The 19,936-nt window shown below is 54.0% G+C and carries 12 protein-coding genes; 10 read left to right on the plus strand and 2 right to left on the minus strand.

The window, feature by feature from the left end; all coding sequences use genetic code 11:
• The first annotated feature begins 20 nt into the window (after positions 1-20).
• The 6 genes from xylA (at position 21) to AAC019_RS07735 (ending at position 12,336) form a co-directional block, all read left to right on the plus strand.
• Positions 21-1,352 carry a xylose isomerase gene (gene xylA, locus AAC019_RS07710; protein WP_339898082.1) on the plus strand — a complete coding sequence of 444 codons (1,332 nt, stop codon included), beginning with the start codon at positions 21-23 and terminating at the stop codon, positions 1,350-1,352.
• 718 nt (positions 1,353-2,070) lie between these two features.
• Positions 2,071-3,753 carry a family 15 carbohydrate-binding domain-containing protein gene (locus tag AAC019_RS07715; protein WP_339898083.1) on the plus strand — a complete coding sequence of 561 codons (1,683 nt, stop codon included), beginning with the start codon at positions 2,071-2,073 and terminating at the stop codon, positions 3,751-3,753.
• 630 nt (positions 3,754-4,383) lie between these two features.
• The gene (locus tag AAC019_RS07720; protein ID WP_339898084.1) at positions 4,384-7,668 is read left to right on the plus strand and encodes a TonB-dependent receptor; all 3,285 of its coding nucleotides are present in this window, start codon (positions 4,384-4,386) and stop codon (positions 7,666-7,668) included.
• Positions 7,669-7,806: 138 nt separating this feature from the next.
• The gene (locus tag AAC019_RS07725; RefSeq protein WP_339898085.1) at positions 7,807-9,339 is read left to right on the plus strand and encodes a tryptophan halogenase family protein; all 1,533 of its coding nucleotides are present in this window, start codon (positions 7,807-7,809) and stop codon (positions 9,337-9,339) included.
• Positions 9,332-10,792 carry a tryptophan 7-halogenase gene (locus AAC019_RS07730; RefSeq protein ID WP_339898086.1) on the plus strand — a complete coding sequence of 487 codons (1,461 nt, stop codon included), beginning with the start codon at positions 9,332-9,334 and terminating at the stop codon, positions 10,790-10,792. Before AAC019_RS07725 ends, AAC019_RS07730 begins: the two co-directional genes overlap by 8 nt.
• A 32-nt stretch (positions 10,793-10,824) precedes the next feature.
• Complete coding sequence (locus tag AAC019_RS07735) at positions 10,825-12,336, plus strand: tryptophan halogenase family protein (protein WP_339898087.1); 1,512 nt, start codon at positions 10,825-10,827, stop codon at positions 12,334-12,336.
• Here the strand turns inward: AAC019_RS07735 and AAC019_RS07740 are convergent.
• Both AAC019_RS07740 and argH read right to left on the minus strand, forming a co-directional pair.
• The gene (locus AAC019_RS07740) at positions 12,323-14,443 is read right to left on the minus strand and encodes a response regulator (RefSeq protein ID WP_339898088.1); all 2,121 of its coding nucleotides are present in this window, start codon (positions 14,441-14,443) and stop codon (positions 12,323-12,325) included. The two genes, AAC019_RS07735 and AAC019_RS07740, sit on opposite strands and share 14 nt — an antisense overlap.
• Positions 14,444-14,669: 226 nt before the next feature.
• The gene (gene argH / locus AAC019_RS07745; protein WP_339898089.1) at positions 14,670-16,058 is read right to left on the minus strand and encodes an argininosuccinate lyase; all 1,389 of its coding nucleotides are present in this window, start codon (positions 16,056-16,058) and stop codon (positions 14,670-14,672) included.
• 178 nt (positions 16,059-16,236) lie between these two features.
• Here argH and AAC019_RS07750 point away from each other — a divergent pair, with 178 nt between their 5' ends.
• From AAC019_RS07750 to AAC019_RS07765, 4 genes are all read left to right on the plus strand, one after another.
• Positions 16,237-17,325, plus strand: coding sequence for a sensor histidine kinase (locus AAC019_RS07750; protein ID WP_339898090.1), 1,089 nt, complete (start codon positions 16,237-16,239; stop codon positions 17,323-17,325).
• Positions 17,326-17,327: 2 nt separating this feature from the next.
• Positions 17,328-18,053 (plus strand): LytTR family DNA-binding domain-containing protein, encoded by a 726-nt coding sequence (locus AAC019_RS07755; RefSeq protein ID WP_339898091.1) that lies wholly within the window; start codon positions 17,328-17,330, stop codon positions 18,051-18,053.
• Between the two features lie 74 nt (positions 18,054-18,127).
• A complete protein-coding gene (gene hemC, locus AAC019_RS07760; RefSeq protein ID WP_339898092.1) occupies positions 18,128-19,072 on the plus strand; it encodes a hydroxymethylbilane synthase in 945 nt (314 codons plus the stop codon).
• Positions 19,073-19,080: 8 nt separating this feature from the next.
• Entirely contained in the window at positions 19,081-19,890 is an 810-nt protein-coding gene (locus AAC019_RS07765) for a uroporphyrinogen-III synthase (protein WP_339898093.1), read from the plus strand.
• Positions 19,891-19,936 lie beyond the last annotated feature (46 nt).

Genomic DNA, 19,936 nt, shown 5'->3' on the forward strand with positions numbered 1-19,936 from the left:
TTTAGCAAAGGTGATTTGATATGAGTGTACTCATTGGTGATAAAGAATACTTCAAAGGCGTCGGAAAAATTGCCTACGAAGGTCCCGAGTCGGACAACCCGCTAGCGTTTAAATGGTACGACGAAAATCGTGTCGTTGCCGGTAAAACGCTGAAAGAACATATGCGTTTTGCAACCTGCTACTGGCACACCTTTTGTGGTGCCGGCCACGATCCATTCGGCCCTGGCCCGCTGCAGTTTCCCTGGAATGAAGGTAAAGATGCCGAAACTCGTTCGCGCATGAAGCTTGATGCGGCGTTTGAGTTTTTTACTAAAATCGGCACGCCTTTTTACTGCTTTCACGATGTTGATGTGATTGAAGAAGGCAGCACTCGCGCCGAAACACAACAGCGCTTGCAGCAGTGGACCGGTTGGGCAAAAGAGAAGCAAGATGCCTCTGGCATGAAGCTGCTGTGGGGCACCTCTAACCTGTTTACCAACCCGCGTTTTATGAACGGTGCGTCCACCAACCCGGACTTTAACGTTGTGGCGTTTGCCGGCGCTCAGTTAAAAGATGCCATCGATGCAACCATCGCTCTGGGTGGTGAAAACTACGTATTCTGGGGTGGCCGTGAAGGCTACATGAGCTTGCTGAACTCCGACATTGGTCGCGAGCAAGAGCACATGGCTCGCTTCTTAACCATGGCCCGCGACTACGGCCGTGCCAACGGCTTTAAAGGTAACTTCCTGATCGAACCCAAGCCAATGGAGCCGTCCAAGCACCAGTACGACTTTGACAGCGAAACTGTTATCGGCTTTTTGCGTCATCATGGCCTGGACAAAGATTTTAAACTGAACATTGAAACCAACCACGCGACTCTGGCCAGTCACACCATGGATCACGAGATGCAAGTAGCGGCTAACGCCGGCATGCTGGGCTCGATTGATGCCAACCGTGGTGACTACCAAAACCAGTGGGACACCGATCAGTTCCCTTACAACATCAACGAAACCGTTGAGATGATGCTGGTACTGCTGCGCGCTGGCGGTTGGGCCGGTGGTGGCGTTAACTTTGATGCCAAGCGTCGTCGTAACTCGACTGACCTGGTTGATACTTTCCACGGCCACATTGGCGGTATGGACGTATTTGCCCGTGCACTGATTATTGCCGACGACCTGCTGCAAAACTCTAAGCTTGAGCAGATGCGTAAAGAGCGCTACGCCACTTTCGACGCCGGCGACGGCGCCAAGTTTGAAGCGGGTGATTTGAGCCTGGAAGCTTTGGCGGCAATTGGTAACGCAGGCGGTGAGCCGGCGCAAACCAGTGGTCAGCAAGAGCTGTACGAAAACATTATTAACCGTTATGTTCGATAAAACGGTGTGATATCGCCTGGGCGATTTGTCTAACACGGGCCGGTTGTTCTCAATGTGGATAACCGGCCCGTTTTTTTTGCCATATTGCCCGTTTACTGGCGCTGGCTTGTCTGTAAGGCGAGCGTATTGTGTGATGAAGGCAGGCCGGTGGAGGCACTATTTGCCGGCCGGGCATTGGCGAGTTCTCCTGGCGCAATTTAAAAAAATGCTCCTGCACTGCAAAGTGCTGGCGGGCTGCTATATTGATAGATAATTCTTTCGGGGCTGGCGGTGAGTTGGGTTTTTACTCCCCCGGGCGAAGGCCGGATTGTAAGAAGGTTGTTAACGGTAAAGCGTTTGATCCACTGGATCGGGCTATGGTGGCGCTGTTGTGTTTACCCGGGGCGACTTGCTTAAACATGTTGCTATGGCGATGCCTAAAACAGCGGTATCAATAGATAATTTGCACCAAAACAATACACACGAGACAACAATAGCGGTATGCCTCTTTCACTGTTGGCGTAATATTCAAAGAAAGTCTATAAGACTTATAGTCAGTTAGAATATTTGTGTGATATGTTACTCACTATGCAGTCGCCATGAGTGCTCAAAAGCCCCTTGCCTAAGGGACTTTCAATGGTGGCCAGCACGCTAAAGATGGCGCAACGCCGGCCGTAAAGCGGCTCGCTTACGCTAAATAATAATTAAGCTGAAGACTAGAATAATAGAGGGCTTCTATATGTTACAAAAACTACTCATTGTATTCTGCACGCTCTTTGTGCTCTCTGCCTGTGGCGGGGATCTTGATTTGGGGGCGGGCACCACATCTTCACCCGATACCGGGGGCGACGGCGATGGCTCTGAAGGCCCAGGCAATGGTGACTTCGAACCGGGTGAGCCCCAAATTTTTACCTATATCCCATTTAATGAAGAGTCTGATATCGACGGCTGGGCGAGTCGCTGCGTCGAAAATTGCAATGCCACGGCGAGCCTGAGCTGGAATGGCACTGAGCAGGTGTTGGCGGCCGAGCCTACCTGGGCTAGCGACAGCGATCTGCTGGATATCTACGGCGCCGTGGATGAAGTTGATGATATGGCTGGATCCGCTGCCAGTATTTGGGTTTATGTTAGCGACGCCTATGCCAACGACGGCAATATGAGCATGCACCTATTGCTAAGTAACGCGGCCGGCCTGAAAGGCGTAAGCCGTGGCTATCTGCCAAAAGCGGGCTGGAACCGCATAGAGATGTGGGAGCTGGCCGCCGGTACCGGTGAAATTGTGGTAATCGACGGTACTGAATACCTCGACTACGGCACTTTTGCGTGGCACGACGAGGGTTTCTCTCTGCGTGATATCAATGAGATTGGCGTGCGTTTTGTGGCCAATGGTAAAGCGCCTGAAGTTGGCGGGCCTCTGTGGTTTGATAATGTCACCATGACACCGGCCTCTGGTAGCGGTCCGCTGATTGTCGAAGCGGATGATCCGGCTTGGACTGTTATGGATGCGACCGATGAAGTGACCGTTCAGCGTGATGACACGGGCGTTTACTATGAGCCTTCGGCGGCGGATCAAAAACTTGTGTACCTGCTTGAAGGTCCCACAGACTTGGTTGGTCGTAGCTTCGATATGACGATTACCGTCGATCAGGCCTTTAAAGATTCCGGCGCTGATATCCAGCCAATTATGCAACTTAACTTCGGTAGCTACACGGGCGAATTTGGTTGCTATGTGGGCAATGGATCATTGACGGCAGGCGAGCCCTACGAGGTGAGTTGTGCCACTGAGAATGAAGCGTTTGTCGCCGAAGAAGGACAGAATATTCGTGTTGGTCTTCAGGTTAAAAACGAAGTCGCCGGTCGGGTGACCATTAACAGTATGCAGATCAACATTAATGCCGGCGGCGGTGACACCGGACCTTTCGCTCTGGTTCCTTCACAGGAAACAGTTGACTCTGGTACCTGGGGTAACGATAACTGGCAGGGCCTTGAGGGTGCTCCCGATTTGTCCTACAACGCCGACGAGGGTGCACTAAGCATCGCCCCGAATTGGCAGGGTATGGACAGTGATGAGCGCACCGTTATGTATCTTGCTGGCGAAGATGAGCTGCCAGATCTGGAAGGCGCGACCGTGGGTGTTGAGTTGTACCTTAGCGATTACTACATCACTGAAAACCCCGGTATGGCCTTGCAGATTTATATTCAGCAAGCCAGCGATAGTTACGCAGGTAACTATGGCAGCAACATTGCCTTAAGCGCGGGTGAAGACTTAGGTGATGGCTGGTACCGGTTCGAGCGCGTGATGGAGGATGTGCCCACTGAGCCGTCTGCACTGCGCGTGGGGATGAAACTTCAGGGTGGTGGTCTTGCCACTCGGGAAGAAGGTGCCGACCCAATCCTGTTGCGCCAAATTACAATTGAGTAAACCTGTGCTGTAAAAGATGTTTGGATGTAAAGCCCGCGCCTTACGGGGCCGGGCTTGGCAAGCGTAAAGTGAAAATAGTGATTGAGCTTTAGACGATAGTATTTGTTAGCCGGCAGCTTGTATTTTTTACGCTAAGACACACTGCTGGTTATCGCTTAAGTTAAGAGCTCTGGGTCAATTTGAAGTTACTTTTGGGTGGTGGGCCAGTGCGTTTTTGGCCAACTGTTACACGGTATATTTGACCTTACTTACTGTTTGACTATTAGTTAGCCATCGTGCAACATCACTGTAGTGGTCTTAATGACTATTTGAGGGTGTGAAGCTACATTTTAGTCTAGGCTAAACATAACTGATAAAGCCGGCTTAATTCGCTTCAGACCCTGTGGCAGTGCAGGGGTTAAGAAAACAATAATTTAGGTAGGTGTTGGCAGTCCGTATCTGGTATTACATTTATGAGCGGAGCCTAGCTGTCGATACTGAGTTACATAATAACAACGTTACATAATAACAACGGGGTAAAGCGCTATGGTTTATCGCGACAACAACAAGAGAGTTGTCCCTTTCAAAAAGTCGATGCTTGCCATCTGTGTGATGGCAATCGGATCTCCTACATTTGCTCAGGATGAACCTGTGCAACAAGAAATGCTGGAGGAGATCGTCGTCAGTGGTACGCGTCAGAACTTGGAAAATGCCCAGGACATTAAACGCAATGCAGATACCTTTGTTGATGCCATTTCGGCCGAAGACATAGGTTCGCTCCCTGATCGCAGTGTACTCGAAGCGATGCAACGTATGCCCGGTGTATCCATCGAGCGGTTTCAGGCACCGGAAGATCCCGATCACTTCGGGGTTGAAGGCAGCGGCGCGGTTATCCGTGGTATGAGTGCTACACGAAGCGAGTTTAATGGCCGTGATTCTTTCACCGCCAGCTCTGGTCGCGGCTTGAACTTTCAGGATGTGCCGCCAGAGTTGATGGCCGGCGTAGACCTTTATAAAAACCAGACTGCCGATATGATCGAAGGTGGTATTGGCGGGACAGTGAGCCTGCGTACCCGTAAGCCTTTTGATCAGGATGGTCAGCGCATCGCCTTCACCGGCGACGTGTCTTATGGCGATATGGCAGAAGAAGCTTCGCCGACGGTTTCCGGTCTCTACAGCAACCGCTGGGATACAGACGATCTGGGTGAGTTTGGCTTCTTGATTAACGCCTCCTACTCGGAGTTAATCGGTGAGTCTAACGGTATACAGAGTGACGCCTTTGTAAAATACAATGCCGACACACTGGGTGCGCCCTCAAGTATTGCAGACGAAAACAATCAAGTGTGGATGACCAACGGCTCTAACTTCTTTACCAAAGAAGATGAGCGGGTACGTAAAGGTTTTGCCACCGCCTTTCAGTGGGCGAGCCCTGACGATACCTTAGAGGCGACAGCAGAGTTTATTCGCTCTGACGCTCGCTTGAGCTGGAAAGAAAACGCCGTTAAGTATCAGGGTGGCTACGGTGAAGAGAATGACGATGGTTCCGTAAGTGAAACTCGTCGTGCTCGTCCTTATCCCGGTACCGAGTTTGCGTTTGACGAGCGCGGTATTTTTGAATCTGGCTATATCACCGATGGTGGCGGCTGGCGCGGCGGCGAAGGCCGTGTGCCAAGTGGCTGGACCGGTGACGGTGATGCGCCAGAAGACTATGTTACTCAGAACGACTATTTTGGTCAGAAGTATCAGGCGGATACGCGCTTTAAAGATACTCACACCATTGTCGATGACTTGAGCTTCAACCTTAAGTGGACGCCAAACGAGGACTGGGAATTCGAAGGCGACTTCCAGTTGATAAAAGCGACCACTGAGGACGATGACCTTCAGGTTGCCAATGGCATCTACGGTTTGCAGCAGTTTTCTATGACGGGCGATAAGCCCTATCTAAATGTTATCGAGCCGTGGGACGGCCGCCGTGACGCTAACCCCGAGTACTACGCGGAAGACTTCCCCGGCTTCTCTGATGACCCGGCCGGTGACAGTAACTACTTCCAGGACCCAGACTCCTACTGGTGGCGCTCGGCGATGGATCACTATGAACGCTCCGAGGGTGAGTCAAAAGCCGTGCGCTTTGATGCAACTCACTATTTCGATAACTCCGACTTCCTGCGTTCTGTGAAAGCGGGTGTACGCTACGCCGATCGCAACCAGATTGTTCGCATGACGCCCTACAACTGGGGCAGTATCGGTGCGGAGTGGGGGCCGAATGGTGGTGAGGGCGCTTTGTGGCTCTCGGAAACCGAAGAGCTAAGCGACGGCTACGAGTATGTAGATTGGTCCGAGTTCCACCGCGGTGGTGTGGCTAGCATCCCAGGTGGTGGCTTCCTGTTCCCAACAAAAGAGCTACTTAAAGAGGTTATTGCCGGCCGCGACTTGCCGCAGGCAAACCCCGGCGCCGAAGGCATATGGTACCCAGCCAACGAGCGACCCGAAGTAGGTAATAACGGCACGTATTTTACCGAGGCAGAAATTTACGATACGACGGAAACCAACAAGGCTGTTTATGTTCGCCTTGATTTTGGCTCTGACGAAACCGCACTGCGCTTCTCGGGTAACGTCGGTTTGCGTTATGTTGAGTTGGATCGGGATGCCCTCGGTTCGATTCAATACCCGGACATGATTGGTCAGGCGTATCCAGCCGGTGCCCCAACTGATTTATCCGACAGTGGCGCGATCCGCAAGTGGGCCGAAGAGCAGGTGGGTGCGTTTGACCCAGGTCTGTTCCCGAGCGAGCAAGACTGGCTAGACGACGTTAACAATCTAATGTCTTACTCCCGGGATGCTAACAACTGGCTTTCTGAAACTGAGCGAGAGTTTGGTAACGACGTAGACGAAACCCAGGAAGACAGCACCTCTTGGGATGGATTGCTGCCCAGCTTCAACTTAAAAGTTGAGCTGACCGATGACTTGATCACCCGCTTTGCGGTTGCCAAAGCCATTGCCTTGCCGGATATGTCTGAGGTGCGTAATCAGGCCGTGTTGGGTGCCCAGCAGCTGGTGGTAACTCGTGAAAACAATACCAACGAAATCGTCGAGCCGGGACCGGTTGATGACGGTATCAATATCCTGGGCGTCAACGATGCCGTCTGGATTGGTAGTGGCGGTAACCCCGGCTTGCAACCGATGGAGTCGATTCAGTATGACGCCTCGTTGGAGTGGTACTTTGCGCCGGTAGGTTCTATTACGGCTAGCGTCTTCTATAAAGATCTGAGCAACTTCTTTATTGAAGGGGCTGTGCCCCGGACCTTTACTAACCCGAGTACCGGTGTAAGTCAGACCGTTGACTTTACGACCACCCGCAACGGTGAAGAAGGCAAAATGCAGGGTATCGAGCTGGCTTACCAGCAGTTCTACGATATGTTGCCCGAGCCCTTTGACGGCTTTGGTATCCAGGCTAACTACACCTTTATTGATTCTGAAGGTGTACCTAACTTCACCAGCGACGCACAGGCGACGACCGAGGTCGATGGTGAAGACAGTGGCCCGGACACGCCACAACCGGGTCTTGAAGTGGTTGACCTGAGTTTGTTGGAAGGTCTGCCACTGCGCGGTCAGTCTGAGCACACAGCTAACCTGGTACTGATGTATGAGAAGAACGATTGGTCGGCTCGTCTGGCCTATAACTGGCGTTCTAAGTATTTGGTAACCACCCGTGATGTTATCAGTGGTCAACCTATTTGGAACGACGACGCGGGCTTCCTGGACGGCTCGGTACAGTACACCGTGAATGACTACATTACCGTAGGTCTGCAGGCGACTAACCTGCTCGACACCCAAACGGAAACTTTGATGACTCTGGATGAGTTCGGTCGTGAGACTGGCCGCTCCTGGTTCATCAATGATCGCCGCTTGGCACTGACGATGAAGTTCATTTACTAATACCGGTTGAACTGAAGCCAAAAAAGGCGCAACTTTTGGGTTGCGCCTTTTTTTATGGGGGTATTAAAATTAACGACGTTAGAGTTGATCGGTTAATGAAAAATAATAAAAATCACTTTATTCAGCACAGAGGCGCCCATGGCGACCCCATGCTCTAAACGAATTGTTATTGTCGGTGGCGGTACAGCAGGTTGGATGACTGCCGCGGCTTTCGCACGCCTGTTACCCGCGGGTATGTCGGTCACTTTGGTTGAGTCTGACCAGATCAGTACGGTTGGGGTCGGTGAGGCAACCATCCCTCACATACGCTACTTTAACCAACTGTTGGGCGTTACCGAGCGCGAGTTTATTAAGGCCACTGACGCGACTTACAAATTGGCGATTGAATTTGTCGGTTGGGGCGAGCTAAACAGTCGTTACATGCATCCCTTTAGTGCTTTTGGTCGCGATTTGGCCGGTGTTGATTTTCATCACCACTGGCTCGCCGTTCGTGAGGCATTACCTCACTTAAGTCTGGATTCTTTCTCGTTGGCAGCACAGTTAGCACGCAGTGAGCGTTTTGCGCCACCGCCCCCTTACGCCGACTTAGGTTATGGCTATGCGTTTCATTTAGATGCAACGCGCTATGCCATGTTTTTACGCCAATACGCCGAACAAAGAAATGTGGTACGGCGTGAAGGAACCGTAATCCGTACCGAGCAAACCGGCGAGGGTGATATAGCCGCGGTGGTGCTTGAATCGGGAGAGCGAATCGAGGGAGATTTTTTTATTGACTGTTCGGGGTTTCGCTCGCTTTTACTTGGCGAGACGTTACAGGTTCCGTTTACCAGCTGGAAGCATTGGCTGCCATGTGACCGGGCGATAGCCATGGCGAGTAAGCCGCTGGATACAATACCGTCCTATACCCGCTCAAGCGCTACAACAACTGGCTGGCAGTGGCGTATTCCACTTCAGCATCGCACCGGTAATGGTCAGGTGTACGCCAGTGATTATTTAACGGATGATGAAGCCTGTGACCAGCTGCGCCGGGCGCTGAATAGCGAGCCCGTGTCAGAACCCAACTTACTTCGCTTTGAGGCCGGCTGCCGAACCCAGAGCTGGAAGAACAACTGCGTCGCGGTGGGCTTATCCAGTGGATTTTTAGAGCCTTTGGAGTCTACCAGCATTTACTTGATACAGATGGCGATCGTTAAGTTCGTAGAATTTTTCCCTTTAGGCAACGATGCAAGCTTAGGCCAAATTGCATTTAATCGGTGGATGTCTACCGAGTACCATCGGGTGCGTGACTTTTTGATTTTGCATTATCATTTAAATCGCCGTACCGACTCTGGATTTTGGCAAGACTGCGCCGCCATGAATATCCCGGAGAGCTTGCGGCAAAAAATGGAATTGTTTCGGGAGTCCGCCACTATCGAGCACTACGAGCGGGGCTTATTTGCCCGGCCGAGCTGGCTTGCGGTTTACCTCGGTCAGGGTATGTTGCCAGAGAACTTGGATTCTCGAGTGCGGCAGCTGCCGCAAGCGGCCATTGCGGAAAACCTAGAGTCCATGGCATCGCGCCTACAGCAATTGGCGCAAGGTGCCCCTAAACATGATGACGTGATCCGTCGCGGTGGCTTAGCTAAAGAGGGGCCGGCGGTGATGAGTTTGTACGGTGAACGCCGTGGTTAATAAGTGCAGTCAGCTACGGCAGGTTGTTATTGTTGGTAATGGCCTGGTTGCCGCAGGGGCAGCCGTTACTTTGGCAAATGCACTTAACGCGGGTGACTGTAAAGTGATCTGGGTAAGTGTCGGCACTGTGAGTCAAGAGGCCGGCCAGGCGATAGAGGTGGCCGATCCAGCCTTTGTGCGCTGGCTGACTATGGTGGGATACCCAGAGCATGAATTGCTGCGTTCCTGCCGCGGGCTCTACACACTGGGTTTACAATACAACAATAACGCCACTGACTTTTTCTTTCCTTACGGTACTCATGGTATTGAGCCTTCGCCGGCCCCCTTTGAGCAAGAGTTTTTTAGGCGCTTTGCGGGCGCGGATCAATTGGCATTTGCCAATCACTTTCTGGCGACACACATGGCGAGGTTAGGGCGCTTTGATTTTCCGGTGGATGATCCGCGCTCGGCCAAGTCCACTTTAGGGTACGGTTTACACTTAGATCGGACGGCGCTGGTGCAATGCCTTGTCGAATACGCCCGCACTCTAGGCGTGGAGTGTGTTTCGTGTGACACTTTACAGGTTCACGGGAGCCGGGAAAATGGCATTGAATCCCTGAGTTTGGATAACCAGACACCGCTTGCCGGAGATTTTTTTGTCGATGCCACCGGAGAGCCGTCACTACTGTTACGCCAAGCACTGCATGAGCCCTATGAGTGCGATGACACCACTCCTTGGCGTTACCGCGTGAGCTACAGTGAAAAACGACAGGAGGCGCATCATCCCTTTGCCCAAATGATTAGAGAGCCTTGGGGTTGGCGCCGCCGGTCGGGTTTGCAAGATAACCTAACAGTCGATTGCTGGGTGCGCGACGAAGCCGCGTTGCGTACAGTGGAGCAGGCCATCAAGCCGGGTAACTATTGTATCGAGACGATGCAATCGGGTCGCTCCCGGCAGAGCTGGGTTGGTAATTGTCTGGCGTTGGGTAAGGCTGCCGGTCAGCCCGGCGAGCTTATGTACTCTGAGTGGTCATGGGCTTCTCGTTGTCTTTTGCTATGGTTGGAGTTGCTGCCCGACCGCCGTGGACGAGCGCGGTTAAGGGATGAGTATAACCGGCGCTGGCGAGAAATGTACGCCGTGTTGAGTGAAATCCATTGGATGCACGCGGCAGGCGTGGAGTGCGAGACAGAGAATCTGCCAGAGCCGCTTCAGTGGCGGCTATCAATATTTAGTGGCTTTGGCCGTTTGTGGCGGCGGGACGATGAGGTGCTTAGTGATGAGGCGTGGATTGTGTTGGCACTTGGGTTAGGATGGTACCCGCAGGGGTACGATATCACGCTCACTGATGTCGATATGGATCGCCTGCAAGATAAACACAAAAAAATATACCGAACATTGGTTAAAGTGGCCGAGAGTATGCCCACGCTAACCACGACATTAAAAAATCTGAAGTGCGTAAATAAAACGCCCTGATAAGGTGTAGGTAAAGAGGTTAATCAGGCGAGATGACGGATAACAGAATTCGAAAAGTGTTAATTGTGGGGGGCGGCACCGCTGGTTGGATGGCAGCCGCTGCCATGGCTCGCGTACTGAAAAACCAGTACTGTGAAATCCAGCTTGTAGAGTCCGACAGTATCGGGACAGTGGGTGTTGGAGAAGCCACCATCCCGCAGATTCAGCTGTTTAATCAAATGCTAGGGCTGGATGAAAATGAATTTTTGCGTAACACCTACGGGACTTTTAAGCTTGGTATTCAATTTGATCACTGGGGCCAGATTGGCGAGCGCTACCTTCACGCCTTCGGTGGTGTTGGCAAGGATATGGAGGGCGTTTCGTTTTATCACTATTGGCTTAAGTTGTTTCAGTCGGGAGAGGCGCCGGGTTTAGATCAGTTTACGCTAAACTGTCTGGCCGCCGAGAAAGAGCGTTTTATGCGGCCCGTGGATGCGGGCAACTCGCCTTTGTCGGATATTGCTTACGCGTTTCATTTTGACGCCACGCTATACGCTATGTTTTTACGTGATTACGCCATTGAGAGAGGCGTGCAACGACGCGAAGGCAAGATAATTGACGTGTCGTTAAACGCCGACGATGGTTTTATTGAGTCCATCACACTTGACGACGGTGATTGCCTGAGCGCTGATTTATTTATCGACTGCTCTGGGTTTCGGGGCCTGCTTATCGAGCAGGCGCTTAAAACCGGCTACGAAGATTGGAGCCAGTGGTTGCCGTGTGATCGCGCCGCCGCGGTACCTTGTAGCAAAGTGACCGACCCCACGCCTTTTACTCGCGCCACGGCCCACAAGGCCGGTTGGCAATGGCGTATACCGTTGCAACACCGCACAGGTAACGGCCATGTGTACTGCAGTCAATATATCAGTGATGATGAGGCTGTTTCGGTATTGCTTGGTAATTTGGACGGCGAGCCTTTGTCGGATCCAAAGCTGCTGCGGTTTACCACGGGTAAGCGTAAGCGGTTTTGGAACAAAAACTGTATAGCCCTGGGGTTGGCGGGTGGATTTATGGAGCCGCTTGAGTCGACCAGTATTCATTTGGTGCAGTCGGGCATCGCAAAGTTAATGAGTTTATTCCCCAACCGGAATTTTGATCAGGAAGATATTGACGAGTATAATCGTCAGGTCAACTTTGAGTATGACCGTATACGGGACTTTCTTATTGCTCACTACTGCATCACTCGTCGGGATGACTCAGATTTTTGGAATTACTGTCGTACGATGCCTATCCCCGAAACGCTGCAACAAAAAATTGCTCAGTTTAAAAAAAATGGCCGTATATTTCGCACTAACGAGGAGCTTTTTAATGACCTTAGTTGGCTGGAGGTGATGCACGGGCAGGGTTTGCGCCCGAGGGCCTATCATCCGATTGTGGATACGCTTAGCAAAGATGAGATAGTGCGGCGCTTAGACAGTATTCGCGAGGTTGTTCAGCGCTCGGTTGACTACATGCCTACACATCAAAAATTTATTAATGATAACTGTCGCGCTAAATCAATGTGATTAAACAGTCACTTAATATTTTGTATAGTTTTTCCGGCTTGATTGGTTTGCTGATGTAATCGTTCATCCCCGCCGCTAAACAGCGATCGCGGTCTTCGTGCATTGCCTGAGCGGTTAGAGCGATGATGGGTAGGCTGTTAAAGTGCGGTTGTTGGCGGATTTTTTGCGTCGCGTCCAGGCCGTTCATAACGGGCATTTCGATGTCCATGAGTACCGCGTCGAAATGTTCGTTAGAGCGCAGTGCCTCCAGTGCTTCCTGGCCGTTATTGGCGGCCGTTACGGTGACGCCTTTTTTTCGCAACATGCCAATCGCGACTTGTTGGTTAACGATGTTGTCCTCTACCAGTAAGATATGTCGGCCCTGCAGTTGCTCAAACGCTTCCAGCTCAATAGTTTTGTTGGGTTGCAGACATTCGGGCAGGGCGCGGCAGATGGCGTCAAACAGGCGGGATTCGCTAACGGGTTTACTTAAAAAGTCGTCGATAATGTCGGTGGCCGTGAGCTCGCTCGCGAGAGGCTGCGAGAAAATTTCATCGCGGCTGAGCGATGACACCAAAAAAATTCGCGGTTTATGGTTTAGGTCGCAGGCGGTTTTAATATCGCGCGCTGCTGTCAGCCCATTTTTAATGGGCATTTTATAATCGATTAATACCAGATCGTACGGGCGTTTGTCTTGTTCGGCACGGCGGATTTTATCGCAGGCCACGTGAGCGTCGCAGGCGGTGTCCACATGATCCACCAACTTGCCGGCCGACTGGCTCAGAATGTCCAGTGCTAGTTGATTGTCGTCGACCACCAGTAAGCGCAGGGCGCGACAGTTGTAGTCACTGTCGTTGATACGCCGCGCCCCTATATGGCTTTTTTCAAACTCGGCGGTAAACGAAAAGGTGGTGCTTTTGTTGGGCTCGCTGTGCAGCTCCAGTGAGCCGTTCATGAGCTTGACCAGCAATTTGCATATTTGTAATCCAAAGCCACTTTTGTTGCCGATGGTGCGATGTGGTTGGCGTTGTAAATCGCTGCGTAGTCGCTCGAGAGTTTGCGCCGACATGCCGCGACCGTAATCGGTAATCGAGAAGCGCAGGCTAATGCGGTCGTTAACGCAGCGCAGTAGCTTGGCTTTAATTAAAATCTCCGGGCTGTAAGAGTATTGTAAGGCGTTGCTAACCAAGTGGCTGATAATATGCGTAAGCCTTGTGGCATCGCCGCGCATAAACAGCGGCACCTCGTCATCGATGGCAAAATTAATGGCCACCGGTTGTGCGCTGCTGTCGTGTTCAAGCCCGCGACTTTCAAACTGGTGGGATAAGCGCTCAAACACCCGCTCTAAATCAAAATGACTGTGCTCTAGGGTGATGTTGCCGGTTTCAAGCTTGGCGTAATCAAACACCTGATTGACGGTTTGCAGCAGCGCGTCGGCTGCGATGCCCATACTGTGTAAATAACTTCGCTGGACGTCGTCCAGCGGGGTATCTTGCAGCAGGTGCCCGAGCCCGATGATGGCGTTCATGGGCGTGCGGATTTCGTGGCTCATGCTGGCTAAAAACTGACTTTTGGTTTTACTGGCCTGCTCGGCCTCGGCTTTGGCGGTGACCAGTTCGGTATTGGTTTGTACGTCGCCGGTGATATCGCTGATGGTGCCGACACAGCGAGTGGCGTAGCCGTCTTCGTCGGGCTCAACTAACACACAGCGGCTGTCGACCCAGAGGGTCTCGCCCGCCGCGTTCAGCATACGGTGCTCCAGGCGCAAGCTGGCCCGGCGGTTGGCGATGGCGGTGCGCAGCTCGGCGATTACCGCCTCGCGGTCTTCGGGGTAAAGCAGTTGTTGCTCGATAAGGGCGAGGCCGGTGTTGCCGGGTGGCTCCTGGTAGCCCAGTAACTTCCAGTAGCCACGGCTGAAGTAGCAGCGACCGCTGTTGATGTCCCAATCCCATAAACCGTCGCGAGAGGCGGCCATAGCGTAGCGAAAACGTCGGTCGCGCGCGGTTAACTCGTCGAGCTCGTTGCTATTCGTTGGATGAGGGAGCGTGGCATTTTTCTCGGCAAGGGCTTGCTCGAGCGTGCGAATACGCGCTTTTAACGCGCTGATGTCGTCGTTGTTCGTAGACACGCTCAGCTGCTCCCGTAAGTCGCCCTAAGATAGATAGTTATGTCGCGCAGATTATTGCCTAAGCATAGATGAATTGGACGCCGAGTCCAGTACTTTTGCGCAAAAAGTGTTCATTTTGTGGCTGGATTTGAATGAGGCTGCTGAAGCGAAAGAGGGGCTTTGGCGGGACGGGAATAAGCTGGTGCTGGGTCGCTGCCCGCTCCGCTAGGAGCGGGCAGCGACTGGCTTACAGTTGCTCGCGAGCGCGGGCAATGGCGGCTTTAACCTGAGCCGGTGCTGTGCCGCCGATGTGATCGCGGGCGGCCACGGAGCCCTCCAGGGTTAGCACTTCAAATACATCCTCGCCGATGGTGTCTGAGAACTGTTGTAGCTCGTTAAGGGTCATCTCTGACAGGTCTTTGCTGGTCTCAATACCGTAGGCGACAGATTTACCCACCACTTCATGAGCGTCGCGAAATGGCATACCTTTGCGCACTAAATAGTCGGCCAGGTCGGTGGCGGTGGAGAAACCGCGGCGCGCCGCCTCGTACATGCTGTCTTTGCGCGAGCGAATGGCTGGCACCATGTCGGCAAAGGCGCGCAGGCAGTCTTTTACGGTATCCACGGCGTCAAACAGCGGCTCTTTGTCTTCCTGGTTGTCTTTGTTGTACGCCAGCGGTTGCGACTTCATCAGGGTTAACAGTGCCACCAAATGGCCGTTGACCCGGCCGGTTTTGCCCCGTACCAGCTCGGGTACATCGGGGTTTTTCTTTTGCGGCATGATCGATGAGCCGGTGCAAAAGCGGTCGGGCATATCGATAAAGTTAAACTGCGCGCTGGTCCACAGCACTAACTCCTCGCTGGCGCGGGATAAATGCGTCAGCAAAATGCTGGCAAACGCGCAAAACTCGATCGCAAAGTCCCGGTCGGACACCGAGTCCAATGAGTTGGCGGTGGGTTTATCAAAGCCCAACAGCTGCGCGGTAAGCTCGCGATCGATGGGGTAGGTGGTACCGGCCAGAGCGGCGGCGCCCAGCGGCGACTGGTTTAAGCGAGCACGGCAATCGGCCAGACGGCCGGCATCGCGCACCAGCATTTCGTACCAGGCCAGCAAGTGGTGGCCAAAGGTCACAGGCTGTGCGGTTTGCAGGTGGGTAAAGCCCGGCATAATAGTGTCGGCTTCGCGCTCGGCCAGCTCTAAAATACCGCTTTGCAGGCGCTTGAGCTCGGCGGCAATCAGGTCAATCTGGTCGCGCACGTACAGGCGAATATCGGTGGCCACCTGATCGTTGCGCGAGCGGCCGGTGTGTAGCTTTTTGCCGGTAATACCGATTTTTTGGGTCAGTGCGGCCTCAATGTTCATGTGCACGTCTTCGAGCTGCACGGACCACTTGAAGTTGCCGGCGTTAATCTCGGCCCGGATTTCTTCCAGCCCCTCTATAATTTGGGCTTTCTCGGTGGCACTTAGTACGCCGACCTTCTCAAGCATGGTAGCGTGGGCGATTGAGCCGTTAATGTCCTGTTGGTAAAGGCGCCAGTCAAAGCCAACGGAGGCGGTAAAACGCTCGACAAAGGCATCGGTGGGCTCGCTAAAGCGGCCGCCCCAGGATTGGTTGGTCTGCTCGTTATCGCTCATAGTGTGTCTCGCGGTTAGAATCGGTATTTTGCGCCAGTCGGATCGGCGGCGTTATCGCACCCCTGACGGGCCTGTAAGTGCCCGGCCGCATCCGATAGTATTCAGACAGAATAACACTGGCACTGCATCTCAGTGGCGGCATTATAGCCCATGGAAAAAACGGCAGTAAGGTATTGCTATGAGGAAACCGGCAAGACAGGCGCAAACCGCGCTAAACGGGCGCGAGCCATCGCTACTGCCCGAGCTGTGCAGCATTGAGGCGCTGTTTATGCTGGTGGTCGCCGCCGAGCTACTGGCGGTGTTGCTCAGCGTCGCCAGCCAGGGGCTGGCTGCACTCAGCTGGGCCCACCTGGGCCTGGTGTCGGCGTTGGTGCTGTGGATTACCCTGGCCAGTGCCGCCATTATCTGTAGTGCGCGCCCGTTACTCGAGCGGATCCCGCCGCTGGCCGCCTGGCTGGTGGTTTATGTGGTTATTTTGTTGTGCGCCGGGGTGTTCTCGGCGCTGGGGCAATGGCTGTTAAAAGGTATCGGGCGGGGCTTTTTTGATGGCTGGCAGGTGGCGACACACGTGTTGCTTACCGCCATTATTGCCGGGATGTTGCTGCGCTACTTATATTTGCTGCAGCGTTTACGCGCGCAACAGCAGGCCGAACTGCGCGCCCGGATTCAGGCGCTGCAGTCGCGCATCGAGCCGCACTTTCTGTTTAACAGTATGAATAGCATCGCCAGCTTAATTGCGGTGGACCCGGATTTGGCCGAGCGTTTGGTCGAGGATTTAGCCGACTTGTTTCGCGCCGCGCTGAGTAAAACCAGCAAGGTGAGTGCCGAGCGCGAGCTGGCGCTGACCCGGGCGTACCTCAGGATCGAGCAGTTGCGCTTAGGCGAGCGGCTGCGGCTGAGCTGGGATGTAGCCACCCCGCCCGACGACGCCGAGCTGCCGCATTTGCTGCTGCAGCCGCTGGTAGAAAACGCCATTTATCACGGTATTGAAAATAGCCGCACAGGCGGTGAGTTGGCGGTAAAGCTGCGTATCGAGGGCGGCGAGTTGGCCCTGTCGGTATATAACAGCATCGCGGAGTCGACCCAGGAGTCGCGCCGCGCGGGCAACAAACTGGGGCTTGATAACGTGCGCCACCGGCTGCAGGCATTTTACGGGGCGGACGCGCAGTTAATCATTGACGCTCGGCCGGAGTCGTTTTGTGTCAATATCCGTATCGTGGATGTCCGCCAGCGCCCTGTGTTACCCCGTGAGAAGAAAAAGGCTTAGCTATGTTAGATGTGTTAATTGTCGATGACGAGCCTCTGGCGCGGGCCAGGCTCGGGCGAATGCTAGAGGCGCTGCCCGAGTATCGGGTGAGTGCCGAGGCCCCCGATGGCGAGAGCGCTTTGGCGGCGGTGCTTGAGCATGACCCGGATATCGTCCTGATGGACATCCATATGCCGGGCGATGATGGTTTGATGGCGGCGCGCGCGATCAGTGAGCTGGACGACCCGCCGGCCATTATATTTTGTACAGCCTATAGCGAGCATGCGTTAGAGGCCTTTGCCACCAGCGCGGTAGGTTATTTACTTAAGCCTGTACGTCGCGAGCAACTCGAGGCGGCGCTCGGCAAAGTCACGCAGCTTAATAAAATGCAGCGCGCCGCCGCGCAGGGCGCCAGTAGCCGCACCAGTATCACGGCCAAAACCCACCGGGGGCTAGAGCGCATAGCGCTGGCCGATATTCGCTATTTTTTGGCCGATCAAAAGTACGTTACCGTTTACCATACCGGCGGCGAGCACTTGCTAGACGCTACCCTAAAAGAGCTCGAGCAGGAATTTGCCGGGCACCTGGTCCGGGTGCATCGCAATGCGTTGGTCTCGGCGCGGCACATTTTGGCGTTAGAGCGCTGCTCCGAAGGTGGTTTGCAAGTGCGTCTGGCTGATACCGAGGTGGCACCTTTGGTAAGTCGGCGTCACGCCAGTGATGTGAAGGCGCTACTGAAGCAACTGTAGCGGGTCAGGTTTGTTGTGATTTGATTTGTTATGATGGTGGCCGCGTTTACCTTCCAGCCTAGATTGAGAGTGATATGAGTTCGAGCTCCCGCACTATTAAAATTGCTACGCGCAAAAGTTTACTTGCCCTGTGGCAGGCCGAGTACGTTAAAGCAGAGCTATTGCGTCACCACCCCTCCTTAACGGTCGAGCTGTTACCCATAAAAAGCCGCGGCGACAAAATCCTCGATGTTCCTCTGGCTAAAGTCGGCGGCAAAGGTTTATTTGTAAAAGAGCTGGAGCAGGCCATGCTGGACGGCAGTGCCGACATTGCCGTGCACTCGATGAAAGATGTTCCGATGGAGTTTCCCGAGGGGTTGGGGCTACCGGTGATTTGCCCGCGCGAAGACCCGCGCGATGCGTTTGTCAGCAACGATTATCCCGATCTGGACGCCTTGCCCGTCGGCAGCGTGGTGGGCACCTCAAGCCTGCGTCGCCAGTGCCAGCTGCTCGCGCAGCGGCCCGATCTGACGGTCAAGTTTTTACGCGGCAATGTGCAAACCCGGCTCGCCAAGCTGGATGCCGGCGAGTTTAACGCCATCATCCTCGCCAGTGCCGGGCTGTTGCGATTGAAACTGCAGGATCGTATCGCCAGCCACCTAAGCCCCGAGCAATGTTTACCCGCCGGGGGCCAGGGGGCTGTGGGCATTGAGTGTCGCAGCGACGATCACGAGTTGATCGAGCTATTGGCGCCGCTGCACGATCGGCTCACCGCCGAGCGTGTGGGTGCCGAGCGCGCCATGAACCGCCGCCTAGAGGGCGGTTGCCAGGTGCCAATTGGTTGCTACGCCGAGCACCGGGGTGAGCAGCTGTGGCTGCGTGGTCTGGTGGGTGCGGTCGATGGCAGTACCATGTTGTTTGATGAAATCACAGGCCCCGTGGCCGAGGCCGAGGCCATGGGCATCACCCTGGCCGAGCGCTTATTGGCCGCCGGTGCCGATCGCATTTTGGCTGACGTATACGGCCGCGAGATTCAGTGAGTGCTGCGGTGACAGAACCTTCGCAAAGTCGTTACCGCGTTATTATTACCCGCCCGGAACCGCAGGCGAGCCAGTGGCAACAGTGCTTAACCGAACAAGGTTTAGCCAGTGCCGTGGTGCCGGTTATGGAGATTGTCGAGCTCGCTGATAACGCCGCGCGCGAGCGGGTGAAACAGTTGGTGCTTAACCTAGACCACTACCAAAAGGCTATTTTTGTCAGCCGCAACGCGGTCCATTATGGCCTCAGCTGGCTTGATGCGTATTGGCCCCAGCTACCTCTGGGCATCGATTATTTTGCCGTTGGTGGCGCTACGGCGCGCGAGCTGGAACAGGCCGACATTCGCGTTAGTGCACTGGGGCGGGACGATTCGGCCATGAACAGCGAGGCACTGCTCGCCGACCCCGCACTGCAGCGGGTTGCCGGCGAAAAAATTGTCATATTTCGCGGTGTTGGCGGGCGCGATTTAATGGCCACAACCCTGCGCGAGCGCGGGGCTCAGGTAGATTATTGCGAGTTATACCAGCGCCAATTACCGGCTGAGGCCGAATCGTGCTTGCTGAGTGTTTTACCCTCCGGTGCCGGGCAGTGGGATATACTCAGCGTGCACAGCGGCGAAAGCTTGGGTAACTTAACGCAGTTACTGAGGCGGCATCCGGCGCTAGGGCGCGAAGCGTTTGCCTGCCCGCTGTTGGTGCCCGGCGAGCGGGTGGCCGCACTGGCCCGTAAAGCGGGCTTTGATCAGTTGTTGGTGGCCCGAAATGCGGGCGACAATGCGATGCTAGCCGCTTTAAACAGCTATATTGCCCATAAGGGCTAAGTGTTAGCGAGGCCGCCTCGGTCAAATACCGCTGGTCGGTGCGCAG

It is taken from the genome of uncultured Gilvimarinus sp. (assembly GCF_963975215.1).
Taxonomy (GTDB): domain Bacteria; phylum Pseudomonadota; class Gammaproteobacteria; order Pseudomonadales; family Cellvibrionaceae; genus Gilvimarinus.

Coding starts and splice junctions, on each gene's coding strand:
- xylA (WP_339898082.1), top strand. CDS start 21: ATGAGTGTACTCATTGGTGATAAAGAATACTTCAAAGGCGTCGGAAAA.
- AAC019_RS07715 (WP_339898083.1), top strand. CDS start 2,071: ATGTTACAAAAACTACTCATTGTATTCTGCACGCTCTTTGTGCTCTCT.
- AAC019_RS07725 (WP_339898085.1), top strand. CDS start 7,807: ATGGCGACCCCATGCTCTAAACGAATTGTTATTGTCGGTGGCGGTACA.
- AAC019_RS07735 (WP_339898087.1), top strand. CDS start 10,825: ATGACGGATAACAGAATTCGAAAAGTGTTAATTGTGGGGGGCGGCACC.
- argH (WP_339898089.1), bottom strand. CDS start 16,058: ATGAGCGATAACGAGCAGACCAACCAATCCTGGGGCGGCCGCTTTAGC.
- AAC019_RS07750 (WP_339898090.1), top strand. CDS start 16,237: ATGAGGAAACCGGCAAGACAGGCGCAAACCGCGCTAAACGGGCGCGAG.
- AAC019_RS07755 (WP_339898091.1), top strand. CDS start 17,328: ATGTTAGATGTGTTAATTGTCGATGACGAGCCTCTGGCGCGGGCCAGG.
- hemC (WP_339898092.1), top strand. CDS start 18,128: ATGAGTTCGAGCTCCCGCACTATTAAAATTGCTACGCGCAAAAGTTTA.